This window comes from Rhizobium cerradonense, from assembly GCF_030182455.1.
Taxonomy (GTDB): domain Bacteria; phylum Pseudomonadota; class Alphaproteobacteria; order Rhizobiales; family Rhizobiaceae; genus Rhizobium.
The window spans coordinates 112,433-126,302 of the sequence record NZ_JAQJCK010000016.1 but is presented as its reverse complement, the minus strand read 5'-3'; the positions used below and the strand labels follow the sequence as shown (position 1 = coordinate 126,302).

At 59.3% G+C, this 13,870-nt stretch carries 14 protein-coding genes; 6 read left to right on the top strand and 8 right to left on the bottom strand.

The genetic code is table 11. The features are described 5' to 3' along the window. From PH547_RS26990 to PH547_RS26960, 7 genes are all read right to left on the bottom strand, one after another. A partial coding sequence (locus tag PH547_RS26990; RefSeq protein WP_285169935.1) for an ABC transporter substrate-binding protein occupies positions 1 to 469 on the bottom strand: 469 nt, incomplete at its 3' end. Between the two features lie 96 nt (positions 470 to 565). Next, the gene (locus tag PH547_RS26985) at positions 566 to 1,609 is read right to left on the bottom strand and encodes a branched-chain amino acid ABC transporter permease (RefSeq protein ID WP_285169934.1); all 1,044 of its coding nucleotides are present in this window, start codon (positions 1,607 to 1,609) and stop codon (positions 566 to 568) included. A 1-nt stretch (position 1,610) separates the two neighbouring features. Beyond that, positions 1,611 to 2,507, bottom strand: coding sequence for a branched-chain amino acid ABC transporter permease (locus PH547_RS26980; protein ID WP_285169933.1), 897 nt, complete (start codon positions 2,505 to 2,507; stop codon positions 1,611 to 1,613). Then, a complete protein-coding gene (locus PH547_RS26975; protein WP_285169932.1) occupies positions 2,507 to 3,418 on the bottom strand; it encodes an ABC transporter ATP-binding protein in 912 nt (303 codons plus the stop codon). The genes PH547_RS26980 and PH547_RS26975 overlap by 1 nt, the downstream gene beginning before the upstream one ends. A 120-nt stretch (positions 3,419 to 3,538) precedes the next feature. Next, positions 3,539 to 4,648, bottom strand: coding sequence for a dimethylsulfone monooxygenase SfnG (sfnG, locus tag PH547_RS26970; protein ID WP_285169931.1), 1,110 nt, complete (start codon positions 4,646 to 4,648; stop codon positions 3,539 to 3,541). 32 nt (positions 4,649 to 4,680) lie between these two features. Next, positions 4,681 to 5,256, bottom strand: a complete 576-nt coding sequence (gene msuE, locus PH547_RS26965) for an FMN reductase (RefSeq protein ID WP_285169930.1) — start codon at positions 5,254 to 5,256, stop codon at positions 4,681 to 4,683. Positions 5,257 to 5,546: 290 nt separating this feature from the next. Further along, the gene (locus tag PH547_RS26960) at positions 5,547 to 6,260 is read right to left on the bottom strand and encodes a GntR family transcriptional regulator (RefSeq protein ID WP_285169929.1); all 714 of its coding nucleotides are present in this window, start codon (positions 6,258 to 6,260) and stop codon (positions 5,547 to 5,549) included. A gap of 262 nt (positions 6,261 to 6,522) precedes the next feature. On the opposite strand from PH547_RS26960, the gene PH547_RS26955 reads away from it, so the two are divergent. The 5 genes from PH547_RS26955 to PH547_RS26935 all read left to right on the top strand — a co-directional run bounded on the left by PH547_RS26955 (position 6,523) and on the right by PH547_RS26935 (position 11,491). Beyond that, on the top strand, positions 6,523 to 7,611 hold the full coding sequence (locus PH547_RS26955) for an ABC transporter ATP-binding protein (RefSeq protein WP_285169928.1): 1,089 nt from the start codon (positions 6,523 to 6,525) through the stop codon (positions 7,609 to 7,611). 29 nt (positions 7,612 to 7,640) lie between these two features. Continuing rightward, positions 7,641 to 8,939, top strand: a complete 1,299-nt coding sequence (locus tag PH547_RS26950) for an ABC transporter substrate-binding protein (RefSeq protein WP_285169927.1) — start codon at positions 7,641 to 7,643, stop codon at positions 8,937 to 8,939. A gap of 69 nt (positions 8,940 to 9,008) precedes the next feature. Next, on the top strand, positions 9,009 to 9,920 hold the full coding sequence (locus PH547_RS26945) for an ABC transporter permease (protein ID WP_104827614.1): 912 nt from the start codon (positions 9,009 to 9,011) through the stop codon (positions 9,918 to 9,920). Between the two features lies 1 nt (position 9,921). After that, positions 9,922 to 10,743 (top strand): ABC transporter permease, encoded by an 822-nt coding sequence (locus PH547_RS26940; RefSeq protein ID WP_285169926.1) that lies wholly within the window; start codon positions 9,922 to 9,924, stop codon positions 10,741 to 10,743. Between the two features lie 4 nt (positions 10,744 to 10,747). Then, positions 10,748 to 11,491 carry an aspartate/glutamate racemase family protein gene (locus PH547_RS26935; protein ID WP_285169925.1) on the top strand — a complete coding sequence of 248 codons (744 nt, stop codon included), beginning with the start codon at positions 10,748 to 10,750 and terminating at the stop codon, positions 11,489 to 11,491. 79 nt (positions 11,492 to 11,570) lie between these two features. Here PH547_RS26935 and PH547_RS26930 read toward each other — a convergent pair whose 3' ends face one another. Next, a complete protein-coding gene (locus tag PH547_RS26930; protein ID WP_285169924.1) occupies positions 11,571 to 12,653 on the bottom strand; it encodes a LacI family DNA-binding transcriptional regulator in 1,083 nt (360 codons plus the stop codon). 219 nt (positions 12,654 to 12,872) lie between these two features. On the opposite strand from PH547_RS26930, the gene PH547_RS26925 reads away from it, so the two are divergent. Further along, a complete protein-coding gene (locus tag PH547_RS26925; RefSeq protein WP_285169923.1) occupies positions 12,873 to 13,826 on the top strand; it encodes a sugar phosphate isomerase/epimerase family protein in 954 nt (317 codons plus the stop codon). Positions 13,827 to 13,870: the final 44 nt, after the last annotated feature.

The window sequence follows — 13,870 nt, the reverse complement described above, 5'->3', positions numbered from 1 at the left end:
TGCCCGAGGTCTCGCTATAGGGATTGAGCAGCAGCGGAAAGACATAGGGGAAAACGCGGCCATCAGTGGAATCCGTGCGACCATGGTTGATGGTGATCAACGGCACCTTGTCCTGCGTGATGCGGTCGATCATGGCATAGGCGATACCGACGGAAAGCGGGTTCCAGGCGGCAATATTCGGATTGCTCTTGAGACGCTCGTAGGCCTCGACGCCGCGTTCAACCTCGTATTGCGTTTCCGCTTCCGACCAGGTGAGCTTGACGCCGTTGACGCCGCCATCCCGCGTGTTGATGAGGTTCAGGTAGTCGATAAAACCACCGAAGAAACCTGTGCCGCCGGCCGCATAGGGCCCAACGCGATAGCTTTGCAGCGGGAAATATTGTTCATCGGCATGGGCGGCCGGTATCGCGGCCGAGACGGCTAGTCCAGCCGCAATGACGGCGGCCTTCAATTTCGCAAGCATGGTCATGTTTGGATACACTCCGGGTATTGTCCGGTGTGATGGCCGGAACTGGGTTGAACGAGCAGTGGGTTTGGTATTTTCGGAGCTTGTGCCCCAGCTTGGTCAGGCCGGCCTGTCGATGGCAGAGCCCAACCGCCTTCGGATCTTGCCCCAAAGCGAGGAAAGCCCGTCCGGTTCGAGGATCAGAAACAGAATGATCAAGGCGCCGAGCACGATGCGCTGGCTCATGTCGAGCACGCCGGAATCGAAGACATCGCCGAGCAGGAACGAGCCCAGTCGGGATAGCACGAGCGGGAAGACGACGATCAGAGCGGCGCCGAGAAAGGCGCCCCGCGTCGAGGCAAGGCCGCCGATGATGATGATGAAAAGGATCTGGAACGATCGGTCGAGATTAAAGCCAGCCGGCTCGACGGTCCTCAGATAGGCAAAGGCCCAAAGCGCTCCTGCAACGGCGATGATGAAAGAGGAGATAGCAAAGGCCAGCAACTTGGTTCCCAGCACGGGCACACCGATGATGCGCGCCGCTGTCTCATTGTCCCGAACGGCGATGAAGTTGCGGCCGGTTTGAGACTTCGTCAGCCGATGCGCCAGGAAGGTCAGCACCACCACGACCGTAAGTGAAAAGAGATAGCGACCTGCCGGGCCCGTAAACTCGACGCCCGCAAGCGTCAGAGGCGGCGCATCGATGACCCCGGAGGCAGAGTCGTTGGAAAACCAGCTAAATTTGGTGAGAGCCCACTGCACGAAGAACTGCGCGGCGAGCGTCGACACCGCAAGATAAAAGCCCTTCAATCTGAGGCTAGGCAGGCCGAAAATGATGCCGATCACCGCCGCCAGAAGGCCGGCCAGCAGGATGCTGATGATCAAAGGCAGGCCATCGACGCGCAGATTGAAATTGTAAGCAGCAAAGGCACCGACGGCCATGAAGGCGGCGCTTCCGAGCGAGACCTGGCCTGCATAGCCGGTAAGCAGATTCAGCCCGACGCCGGCAAGGCTGAGCGCCAGGAACGGCAAAAGGATCGCCTCGAACAAATAGGTCGAACCGACAAAGGGAACCACGAGGTAGGCGCTGGCAAGGATGGCAATCGGTGTCAGCCAGCGGCTGAGGAGCCATGTGGGACGAAGATCGGCGGTAACGACGGCCATATCAGACCCTTTCCACGAGCTTTTGCCCAAACAGGCCGGAGGGGCGGATGAGCAGGAAGGCGAGTGCTGCGACATAGGCAATCCAGCCTTCGATGCCGCCGCCGAAATATTCGCCGATATAGACTTCCGCGAGCTTCTCGGTCGCGCCGATCAGCAGGCCGCCGACGATCGCACCCAGAATGGAATCAAAGCCGCCGAGAACGAGGACGGGCAGCGCTTTCAGCACCACCAGCGACAGAGAGAACTGCACGCCGAGCCGCGCGCCCCATAGCAGGCCAGCCACCAGTGCCACGACACCGGCAGCCGCCCAGACCGTTGCCCAAATCCAGGGCAGTTTCAGTCCGACCGCAAGCGCGGCGAACTGATCGTCCGCTACAGCCCGGAATGCCAGCCCAATTCGGGTGTAGCGGAAGAAGGCGGACAGCGCCGCCACCATCGCAGCAGCGACTGCCGCCGCAAAAAGATCGAACTGGCTGATGAACACGCCGCCAATGTCGAAGGGAACATCCTCGATCCCGAGCTCCAGACCGTGGACCTGCGTGCCCCAGATGAGTTGAGCCGCCCCCTCGATGATATAGGAGAGCCCGAGCGTCGCCATGAAAAGCGTAATCGGCGGCTTGTTGGTCAGCGGCCGCAGCACGGTACGCTCGATAGCGAGGCCGATGAGAACCATGACCGCGAATGTAATGACGAGCGCCAAGGCAAAGGGAACGCCACGCTCAAGAAGGCTGACAAAGGTCAGCGCGGCAAACAGCAACATTGCCCCTTGAGCGAAATTGAGCACGCCCGACGTCTTGTAGATCAGCACGAAACCGATGGCGACGAGCGAATACATAACGCCCGAGAGCAAGCCGCCAACCAGCACTTCGATCAGAAACGGCCAGTCGAAATCTGCCATCAGATGCCCTCCCCATCCTCGTTTTCCGCAACGACGCCGAGATAGGCGTCGATGACGCGCTTGTCGGTACGAATTTCGTCCGGGCTGCCGTCGGCGATCTTGCGGCCGTAATCGAGGACCGCGATCCGGTCGGAAAGCTGCATGACCACGCCGATATCGTGTTCGATGAGGATCACCGTCGTGTCATACAGATCTCGGGCAGACCGGATGAAGTCGGCCATGTCGTTCTTTTCGCTCGCCGTCATCCCCGCCATAGGCTCGTCTAGAAGCAGGATCTTCGGTTCCGCCGCCAGGGCGCGGGCGAGCTCGACGCGTTTTTGCAGTCCGTAGGGCAGCGTGCCTACGAGACGATGGCTGACCTGGCCCAGATGCAGGAACTCGAGAATACGGGCCGCCCGCTCGCGTGCATCCGCCTCTTCGCGGCGCGCGCGGCCAAGCCCGAGGATCTGTTCGGCAAAGGTCGAGCGCACGGTATAGGCTCGACCGGCGATGACGTTATCAGTGACACTCAAGCCCTTGAACAAGGCGAGGTTCTGGAACGTGCGGGCAATGCCAAGCGATGCCAGCAGTTCCGTCGGCACATGGCGATAGGTGTTGGAGCCGATACGAACATGGCCCTCGTTCGAGCGATAGACACCGCTGATGACGTTGATCAGCGAACTCTTGCCGGCGCCATTTGGACCGATGATCGCCCGGATCTCCCCCGGCTCAACAGAAAGGTCTACATCGACCAAGGCAGCGACGCCACCGAATGACAGACTGATGCCATGCAAAGAGAGAGCATGGGTCTCTTCGTCATGCTGCGGGATGCCGCCGGTCTTGCCCGGTGGCAACGCGCGGGCAATCTGGTCGCCGGAGCCCCGCAGCGTACCGGGATCCAGCACGTCAAGGGAATAGGTCGCGGCAGGCATTCAGTGTCCTCCATTCGGCTCGGGCGCGGCTTGAACATGGCACGCCAATCCCGTCGGCGTGGACCAATCGGCCCACGCACCCATCATGTTTCATTTACGAGGTATTTTGCTGCAGCGAGCCTATTCGGCCGCCACTGGCTGGGTACTAGCAGCCTCTTCGAGCTCACGAACCAGCGGGATCACATGCTTGCCGAAATACTCGACCTCCTCCTGGAAATGCAGGAAGCCCAGCAGGATCAGATCCGCACCCGCCTGCCTCAGCGCCACAACCCGCTCGGCAACCTGCCGTGGCGTGCCGATGAGGTTCGAGCGGAATCCATCATTATATTGAACGAGGTCTTCGAAAGAGGATTTCGCCCAGTTTCCTTCGCCTTCCGGCGACGCCTTGCCGGCGTTCTTAACTTCATGCCCGAAAGCATTGACCGCCTCGGGATTGGCCTTCTCGATGATCTCGGCAAGCACTGCCTTGGCTTCTTCCTCCGTTTCGCGCACGATTGCGAAGGCGTTCACCCCGATCCGCACGGAATGGCCATTCTCCTTGGCCTTCGATTGGATGTCGTCAACCTGCTTGCGGATCTCGGCCGGCGTATTGCCGTTGGTGAAATACCAGTCAGACACCCGGGCCGCCATGTCGCGAGCGGCACGGGAGGAGCCGCCCTGGAAAATCTCCGGCTGCGGGTCGATCGGCTTCGGCTTCAGCGAATAATTGTTGAAGCGATAGAAATCGCCGCGGAAGGTGAAATTGTCCTCGGTCCAGATGCCGCGAAGTGCACGGATGAACTCCTCCGAGCGACGATAGCGCTCGTCATGATCGAGCCAATGCTCGCCAATGGCGGCGAATTCGCCGCGGAACCAGCCGCTCACGATATTGACCGCGACGCGCCCGTTGGTCAGGTGATTGATGGTCGCAATCTGCTTGGCGGCAAGGGCCGGATTCCAAGGACCGGGCAGGATCGCCGCGATCACCTTCAATGTCGTGGTCGATTCAAGCAGGGCGTGACTAAACGAGACGGACTCATGCTGAAACTCCGCTCCATAACCTGCCGTGAAACGGATCTGGCTCAAGGCATATTCGAAACCGCTCGCTTCGGCGATCTGCGCAAGCTTCCTGTTGTATTCGATCGTCCAGCTCGTACGCTGTTCGATATTCGAAATCACCAGGCCTCCCGAAACATTCGGCACCCAATAGGCAAATTTGACCGGATCGTTCGCGGCATTGGAAAAAGTCATGTAAAGCTCCCTCTTGAATTTCGTTCTATGGGCTAGGCTGCCAATCCGCTGTGTTTTCCCGGGGCGGCGGTCGCTCCGATGTCGAGCGCTGGCGTGATTGTCGCGACCTCCTCGACGGCTCGATCGATGCGCTCGAGGACGGCGGGATTCGTGAGTTCGTGATCGGCGAAGTCGGCCTCAAGCGCATAGATTGCGGTCGGGACGGTCAACGCATTGAAGAAACCGAAGAGCGGCCGCAATTGGTGCTCAAGCATCAGGCCGTGCAACAGTGTCCCTCCGGTTGCGGCGAGAATGACCCGCTTGCCCGCCAATGCTCGATAATCAACGAGATCAAAGAGATGCTTCAGCGCGCCGCTGTAGGACGCGCGATAGACCGGCGATCCAACAATTATGATATCGGCGCCTTCCACCGCGGCGATGATCGCCTTGCCTTCGGTATCAAGTTGATCCGCTCTAAGCGCCCGAAAGAGCACGGGGGCTGCGTCGACAAGCTCGATGGACTGCACATCGCCACCAACGCGCTGCCGCAGCCGATTGGCGGCGACGTTCACCAAGGACGCCGTCCTGGATGGTCTTTTGACATTGCCACTCAGCGCGAGGATGTTCATGATGATGATCTGTCCGGTTAATTAGATAATTTACCCTATATATTTAGTAGATTTTTGATAGGCGAAGATATTCTAATCTTCGAAGCAAAGTGGATTGAATTCCTATTTTCCGTGGCGGCTTATCGGAAGAATTTTCTCAAACCCAAAGCATCAGGGATAGCGGATGTGCTGAAGAATTGAGGCCAGAGCGCGACTAGGGAACTGAATGACATATGGAATTGGAAGCGCAATCGTCTTAAGAGGTCCGGCAACCTCTCAAGCGCCTGCTCGCGATCTGAACGCCACCGCCCTCAGATGTCGAATGCTTCTTTCAGATTGAAGCCCTTGCGTTCACGCATGTCGAGATCGGTCTCGATATGGGCGATGTGCTGCAGCATAAGGCGGCAGGCCTTGTCCGAATCCTTCTGTTCAAGGGCATCGACGATGTCGCCGTGTTCGTGATGGCCGCAGCTCGAGGCGGTCGACTGGCCATAGAGCGCGATCACCAGCGAGGAGCGGGCGACGAGTTCCTCCATGAAGCGCTGCATGATGGCGTTGCCTGATATCACCGCGATTGCCAGATGAAAATCGCCTGAGGCCTTGATCTCCGCGCGGCGGGCGGCCGATCCGTGCTCTTCGACCAGCCGACCTTCCAGCAACAGAAGCTGCCGCAGATGCTGGATGTCCGCCGGCGAGATCCTGGCTGCCGCCTCAAGCAGGATGCCTGGCTCGACGAGCCGGCGTGCGGCGAAGATCTGCCGTGCCTCCTCCGGGGACGGATAGGCGACAAAGGCGCCGCGATTTTTCTCGACACTGACAAGCCCTTCATAGGAAAGCGCCTGCAGGGCGGCACGCGCCAGCGTGCGGCTGACATTGAAGAGATTGCCGACATCTGCCTCGGAAAGCTTCGCGCCAGGAGCAAGGCGTCTTTCAACGATCGCGTCGCGAATGGCGTCGCGGATCTGCTGCGTGCTTGTTTCGGCTGAATCGTCGGCGGCTTGGAGGGCGCCCGCAGTTTGCTTCATGAAATACGACCTGATTTTCCCTGAACATACCCAGGTTCGTCGCAAAAATCCAATAGATTTGGGTGCAGTTACGATGCCAAATTGTATACGATCATGTGATTATTTTGTGTACGAAAGCCTATTTGATGTGCACTCGTCGAATTACCGGTGAGATCAATCAAGCTAAGAACTTCAAAAACTTCGATTGTTATCAGCAGCTTGCTGCAATGCGGCGGAATTGGCATGGCTCGTGCATTGTCTCTTTTAAACAGAGGAAGGCATGATGTCGAAAGCGGCAGAGATCGATATAGTATCCGTTTCGAAGATCTATGGCAGCACGACAGCCGTGCATGCCATCAGTCTGAAGATTCCTGCCGGTTCTTATTGCTGTTTTCTCGGTCCATCGGGCTGCGGCAAGACGTCGACCCTTCGCATGATCGCCGGTCATGAAAGCATTTCGTCGGGCGATATCCGCCTCGGAAACACCGTCGTCACCGACTTCCCGCCAGCCAAGCGCGGCACGGCCATGATGTTCCAGTCCTATGCGCTCTTTCCGCATCTCGACCTCATCGACAATGTCGCCTTCAGCCTGAAGATGAAGGGCGTGGACAAGGACGAGCGTCGGGCCAAGGCGCTTGAGATGCTGAAGCTGATGCAGATGGAGGCCTATGCCACGCGGCGTCCGGCGCAGCTTTCCGGCGGGCAGCAGCAACGCGTGGCCCTCGCCCGCGCGCTGATTACCGATCCGGAAGCCCTGCTGCTCGACGAGCCGCTCTCGGCGCTCGATCCGTTCCTGAAGATCCGCATGCGTGCCGAGCTGAAGAAGCTGCAGAAGACGCTCGGGATCACCTTCGTGCATGTGACGCACAGCCAGGAGGAGGCCATGGCGCTCGCCGATATCATCGTCATCATGAACGATGGCCGAATCGAGCAGGCGGCCACGCCCCGTCAAGTCTTCGAGCGTCCTGCGACAGCCTTCGTCGCCCGCTTCATGGGAGACCATAACGTGCTTTCCGGCCGGGTGGCATCCAGCGAAAACGGCGTGCTGACGATGACAGTGCCCGAGGGGCAGAGTTTTTCTGTGTCAGGAACCGACAGGAACGTGGGCGAGGCCATCGATATCGGCATCCGCACAGACCGCGTGCGCCTGCAAGTGGCTTCCGAAAAAACCCTCGGCTTCAACGGCATCGTCTCCAACATCGAATATCGCGGCGCGTCGGTGAAAATCACCGTCAACGGCGCGGGCAGCGACGACTTCACGGTCATCGCGAGCGACGGCGATTACTTCGCCAAACCCGTATCGGTCGGCGATGCGGTGTCTCTGAGCTGGGCTCCGGAGGACGTCGTCCTCCTTGGCCGGGTTTCCGCATGAATTCCAAGCATCACAACAGGGGAACTGACATGACGACTGAAACGAAGACCATTAAGGCGGCCAAAGGAATTTCCCGCCGCTCGCTTTTGAAGACCGGCGCTGCCGCCGCCGGTGCGATCGCCGGCTCCGGCCTCATCACCGGCTTTCCGACCATCTGGGCGCAATCGAACATCACGCTTCGCCAGTTCGGCACCGGCGTTTCGAACATCAATGCCATTGCCGAAAAGTGCAAGGCCGATCTCGGCATCACACTGGAAATGACGGCAACCGACTCCGACGCCGCCGCCCAGCGCGCCGTCACCCAGCCTGACAGCTATGACATTGCCGACATCGAATACTGGATCGCCAAGAAGGTCTTCCCGACCGGCGTTCTGCAGCCGATGGACGTCAAGAAGCTCAAATATTACGACAAGATCGTGCCGCTGTTCATCAACGGCAAGCTGAAGCCGGACAGCGTCATCGCCCAGGGCACGGCGCCGCACACGGTCGGCTTCGTCGAAGAGCAAGGCTCCAAGAAATTCGCCAAGGAGCCGACGCAGTGGATGACGATGGTTCCGACCATCTACAACGCCGACACGCTCGGCATCCGTCCGGACCTGACCGGCCGCCCGATCACAAGCTGGGCCGACATTCTCGATCCCGCTTTCAAGGGCAAGACCGCGATCCTCAATATCCCATCGATTGGTATCATGGATGCCGCGATGATCATGGAAGCGGCCGGCAAGATCAAATATGCCGACAAGGGCAACATGACGAAGGCGGAGATCGACAAGACGATCGACTTCCTGATCAAGACCAAGGGTGACGGCCAGTTCCGCGCCTTCTGGAAGTCATTCGACGAAAGCGTCAACCTGATGGCGTCGGGCGAAGTCGTCATCCAGTCGATGTGGTCGCCGGCCGTTGCTGCTGTGCGCTCCAAGGGGATCGCCTGCACCTTCCAGCCGCTCAAGGAAGGCTATCGCGCCTGGGGCGGCGGCCTTGGCCTCGCCTCGCATCTGAAAGGCGCGCAGCTCGACGCCGCTTACGAATACATCAACTGGTACACCTCCGGCTGGGTCGGCGGCTACCTCAATCGCCAGGGCTACTACTCGGCCTGCATGGAAACGGCCAAGCAATTCATGTCGGCCGACGAATGGGGCTACTGGATCGAAGGCAAGCCGGCGCAGGGCGATATCCTGTCTCCGGAAGGCAAGGTCATGGAGAAGGCCGGCGCCGTTCGCGACGGCGGCTCGTTCGAAGCCCGCATGGGCGCGGTCGCCTGCTGGAACTCGGTGATGGACGAAGACCGCTACATGGTCCGCCGCTGGAACGAGTTCATCGCCGCCTAAGCACCATCCTCAAATCAAATCCTCTCCCCGCAAGCGGGGGGAGGAAGCCGCTAACGGAGAGACCGGGACATGGCGACGATCGCCTCCTCAGAAACAGATCAGGCACCACGGAAAGCAGGTGGCCATTTCGGCGTGCCGCTATGGCTCGTCTCCTATCTGCAGGCAGCGCCGCTCTTTCTGATCCTGGGTTTCTTCTTCCTGCTGCCGATCGCGATGATCGGTGTCGTCAGCTTCTGGGACTATGATTTCGCCGGTCTCTATCCCGCCTTTCTGACCACGAATTACACCGATACGCTGGGTTCCTGGGTCACTTGGAAGACCTATCTCAATACGCTGAAATTCACCGCCATCGTCTGGGTATTGACGCTGGTGATCGGCTTCTGGGTTGCCTATTTCCTCGCCTTCCACATCCGCCGCACATCGACGCAGATGGTGCTTTTCCTCGTCTGCACAGTGCCTTTCATGACATCAAACATCATTCGCATGATCTCCTGGATTCCGGTGCTCGGACGCAATGGCCTCGTCAATTCGACCCTGATCCAGATGGGCCTCATTCCGAAGCCAATCGAATGGCTGCTCTATTCCGATTTCGCCGTCGTGCTCGCCATGGTGCATCTCTATACGCTGTTCATGGTGACACCGATCTTCAACACGCTGATGCGTATCGACCGCTCGTTGTTCGAAGCGGCGCGCGATGCCGGCGCCAGCGGCTGGCAAATCCTCTGGAACGTGGTGATCCCCCTTGCAAAGCCCGGCATGGCGATCGGCACGATCTTCGTCGTCACCTTGGTCATGGCCGATTTTTCGACCGTGCAGGTCATGTCCGGCGGCCAGAGTGCTTCCATCGCTCTGATGATGAAAAATCAGATGTCGCTTCTGCAATACCCAGCCGCAGCGGCAAATGCGGTAGTGCTGCTGGTCCTCGTCCTGCTGATGGTCTCCGCCATCCTGCGGGTCGTCGATATCCGCAAGGAGCTTTGAGATGAACGGCGAAAAGCGCGGCCTGGAATTCTATGTCCTGGCGATCTTTTTCATTGTCTTCGTGCTGTTTCTCTACGGCCCTCTTTCGGCGATCCTCATCCTTTCCTTCCAGGGACCGGATGGCGGCCTGACCTTTCCGCTGAACGGTGTCTCCTTGCATTGGTTTGCGAACCTGTTCGAGAAGCAGGCGGTCGGCGATTTCGGCGCCTCGTTCCGCCGATCCCTCATGCTCGGGCTGATGGTGATGGTCGTCACCGTCGTCGTGTCGCTGCTGGCAGGCCTGGCCTTTCGCCGCCGCTTTCGCGGATCTTCATTGCTGTTCTACGCGACGGTCGCCAGCCTGGTGGTTCCGTCGATCATCATCTCGCTCGGCATCGGCGTCGTTTTCCAGCAGGGCGGTCTTGCTCCGGCCTGGTATTCCTCGGGCTTCGGCGCGCATCTGACCTGGACGCTGCCCTTCGGCGTGCTGATCATGTTCGCCGTCTTCAACCGCTTTTCACCGGCTTACGAGGAGGCTGCGCGCGATCTCGGGGCGACCTCATGGCAGACCTTCCGCCATGTCGTGCTGCCGATGATCACCCCGAGCCTGATCGGCGTCGGCCTATTCGGCTTTACGCTGTCCTATGACGAGTTCGCGCGCAGCCTGATGACATCCGGCACCTACAACACGCTGCCGCTCGAAATCTACGGCATGACCACCAACGTCACCACGCCCGTGCTTTATGCGTTGGGAACTGTGACCACCCTCTTTTCCTTCACCATCATTCTCGTGGCGCTCGGCATCATGGCCATGCTCGGCCGCCGGCAGGCCAAGAAAAGCTGAGATCATGCGTTTATTGCTCATCAATCCGAATACCAGCGCGTCGATGACCGAAAAGGCTGCGATTGCCGCCCGCGCCGTCGCTGCGTCCGGAACGGACATCATTGCCGCCACGTCACGGATGGGACCAGCTTCCATCGAGGGATATTATGACGGCGCGCTCGCCGTTCCCGGCCTGTTGAGCGAACTCAGGGAACGACTGACGATGGGCTATGATGCGGCGATCATCGCCTGTTTCGATGATACCGGCCTCGAGGCCGCCCGGTCGTTTTGCGATGTCCCCGTTCTGGGGCTTTGCGAGTCCGCCGTCGCGACCGCTGGCTTTCTCGCCCAGCGCTTCACGGTCGTGACGACGCTGGAGCGTTCACGCGTCCTGATCGACAATCTCGTTCAACGCTACGGCATGGGCGGTCGGGCGAAGGTGCGTGCTTCCGATATCGCCGTGCTGGAACTCGAACATGCCGCATCCGGGGCGATCGGCAAGTTGCGAGCGGAAATCGAACGAGCGCTGGAAGAAGACGGGGCGGAGGCGATCGTGCTCGGCTGCGCCGGCATGACTGATCTTGCGCACGAGTTGCAGGCGATCTACGGCGTCCCGGTGATCGACGGCGTCGCGGCGGCGGTGAAACAGGCGGAAGCACTGGTGTCGCTCGGCCTCTCCACCAGCAAACGCGGCTCCTATGCCTCGCCGCTGCCGAAGCCCTTTAGCGGCGCGATGAGCGATTTCGCGCCAAGGAAACTAGCTGTCTGAAGGCCGGCACGAAGATCATGCCCTGCTCGCTCAATCAGTAAAGTAGAGCGGCAGTTTCTCACCAACAAAGCGCAATGCGTTATTTTCCGATGCAGCTCTTTGGCGGAGCCATACTCTCGCGCGGGATCAGCCTGCTGCGGATGACAACACGCCTGTCCCGCTCCTTCTTTTCCTGTCCGATGGCATCAAGCAGGCGCGCTACGGCAACCTGTCCCATCTCCTCGAATGGCTGTTCGATCGTCGAAAGCGGCGGAAAGCAAAACTCGCATACCGGTGCGCCATCGAAAGAAACCACCGACAGATCCTCGGGAATTCGCAACCCCGTGCGCTTTATGCGACTGATGAAAGAAATCGCCATGTCATCGCTGGTCGCAATCACCGCTGTCGGCTTGTCCGTCAGCCGCGCGAAGTCGGCCGCCGCTTGAATGCCGATCTTGAAGCCTTCCTGGTAGTCGAGGTTGCCGCCGGATCGCGACACCGCCTCCTCAGAAAGCTCGGCATCGCGCAAGGCTTCGATCACGCCGCCATAACGTTCCACGTCATGATAATTGCCCTCCGGCCCGGCGATATAGAGAAACCGTTTATGGCCCAGTCTGATCAGCTCGGTTGTCACGTCCCGTACCGCCTCACGATCATTCGTCACGACACTCGGCACCCCGGCGTCGCTCATGTCGAGCAACATGGAGACGATCGGCAAGCCCGCATTGGCTAAGGAGCGTCCATCGACCTCAGGCAGTTTCGACGACAGGATGATGGCGCCGCGAATGGTGCCGCCGAAGGCCAGGTCGAGAATATGCCTTTCCGATTCCGCATCGCGGCCCAGATTGGCGATCATCAGATTGTAGCCATTCTGCAGCAAGGCCTTGTTGATGCTTTGCAGAACTTGGGGAATGACTTGGGAAACGCCGTAATAGAGCGATCCGGGAAGGATGATCATGATGGTGCTGGATTTGCCGACCCTGAGGCCGCGGGCCATAGCATTCGGCGTGTAGCCCAGTTGCTTGGCGGCCGCATCGATCTTGACGCGCGTCTTCTCGTTCACGCGACCGGGATTGGCAAGTGCGCGGCTGACCGTGGAAATTGCCACTCCAGCCAGCCGCGCGACATCCGCCATTAAAGGTCCTGATTGCTCCTCCACCGGCATATCTTTGTTTTTTTTCAATTTTTTCTTCCTTCCCGATGCCTGCTGCGCCGGATGCTACGGTAATCGCAGCCATATAGCAAACGATTGCCAAAAACCGCTTGCATAAAAAAACGACTTGTCTACTATCTGGGCATGGCAAACGATTGCCAATGACAGCGCATTGAAATCATTATGGATTATTCGTTGTGGACCTCAACTCCACAACCGATCCCCCATGCCCGGAGAACGGATAGCGTCATGACCTCAACCGAACGGCTTCGCTTTGGCGTCGATCTCGTCACCTTTTTCCACCCCGGTTTCTGGGGCGTGAAGGACTATGACAGCATCATTGCACTCTCCCGAAGCGAACCCCGCGTTTTTTGGGACAAGATCCTTGATGCCGTGCAGACTTCCGGCGTTACCGGCGTGGAGCTGACCTTCTCGCCGTTCAACTGGCAGGACGCGACGAAGACCTACGGCTCGGTGGAGGCTTTCGCCGCCGAGCTTTCCAGGCGCGGACTGACACTGGCGAGCGGCTTTTTCGCAGAGCTGGAAGCGGCGGGCGATTTTACGGAGGCGAACGCACAGGCTGCCATCATCGAAAAGGCGGAGAAATACGCCGAGTTCCTCAAGGCCTGCGGCAGCGATATCATGGTCATTGGCGCGCCGCTGCGTCAAACGCTTGGCGCTCAGCCGGTGCGGTTCTTCGATTTCGAGCAGGCGCGCAAGATTGCCGATTTCCTCAATCGCCTTGGCGCAGTTCTTTATGCGAAGGGCGTGCGGCTGGCCCTTCACACCGAGGCGCACTCAATCTTCGCTGCTTCCCGCGATGTCGATCTGCTGATGCTGCTGACAGACCCGGCTTACGTGCATATGTGCCCAGACACAGCCCATATTATCGTCGCCGGCTCGGACCCGCTGCAGGTCGTCGAGCGTCATCACGAGCGCATGATCATCGCCCACTGGAAGGATGCACTCGGACCTATGCCGGCCGATACCCCGATCGACGAGCACATCCATGATCGCCATCATCCCTATTTCTGCGGCTTCGGACTCGGCCGCGTCGATTGGCCGGGCTGGATCAGGCTGTTGCGAGACCGCGGCTATGAGGGCTGGGCCATTCTCGAGCTCGATGCCGCACCGGATCCGGTCACCGACATCGCAAATGGGCTCAAGCTCGTGCGGCAGGCGCTTTTGCCGACCTATCGCTGATTTTCATGACCCGAAAACCAAAAGCCCCACCAAGAGGGCTTTCT

Coding starts and splice junctions, on each gene's coding strand:
- PH547_RS26985 (WP_285169934.1), bottom strand. CDS start 1,609: ATGGCCGTCGTTACCGCCGATCTTCGTCCCACATGGCTCCTCAGCCGC.
- PH547_RS26955 (WP_285169928.1), top strand. CDS start 6,523: ATGTCGAAAGCGGCAGAGATCGATATAGTATCCGTTTCGAAGATCTAT.
- PH547_RS26980 (WP_285169933.1), bottom strand. CDS start 2,507: ATGGCAGATTTCGACTGGCCGTTTCTGATCGAAGTGCTGGTTGGCGGC.
- PH547_RS26950 (WP_285169927.1), top strand. CDS start 7,641: ATGACGACTGAAACGAAGACCATTAAGGCGGCCAAAGGAATTTCCCGC.
- sfnG (WP_285169931.1), bottom strand. CDS start 4,648: ATGACTTTTTCCAATGCCGCGAACGATCCGGTCAAATTTGCCTATTGG.
- msuE (WP_285169930.1), bottom strand. CDS start 5,256: ATGAACATCCTCGCGCTGAGTGGCAATGTCAAAAGACCATCCAGGACG.
- PH547_RS26975 (WP_285169932.1), bottom strand. CDS start 3,418: ATGCCTGCCGCGACCTATTCCCTTGACGTGCTGGATCCCGGTACGCTG.
- PH547_RS26925 (WP_285169923.1), top strand. CDS start 12,873: ATGACCTCAACCGAACGGCTTCGCTTTGGCGTCGATCTCGTCACCTTT.
- PH547_RS26960 (WP_285169929.1), bottom strand. CDS start 6,260: ATGAAGCAAACTGCGGGCGCCCTCCAAGCCGCCGACGATTCAGCCGAA.
- PH547_RS26940 (WP_285169926.1), top strand. CDS start 9,922: ATGAACGGCGAAAAGCGCGGCCTGGAATTCTATGTCCTGGCGATCTTT.
- PH547_RS26945 (WP_104827614.1), top strand. CDS start 9,009: ATGGCGACGATCGCCTCCTCAGAAACAGATCAGGCACCACGGAAAGCA.
- PH547_RS26935 (WP_285169925.1), top strand. CDS start 10,748: ATGCGTTTATTGCTCATCAATCCGAATACCAGCGCGTCGATGACCGAA.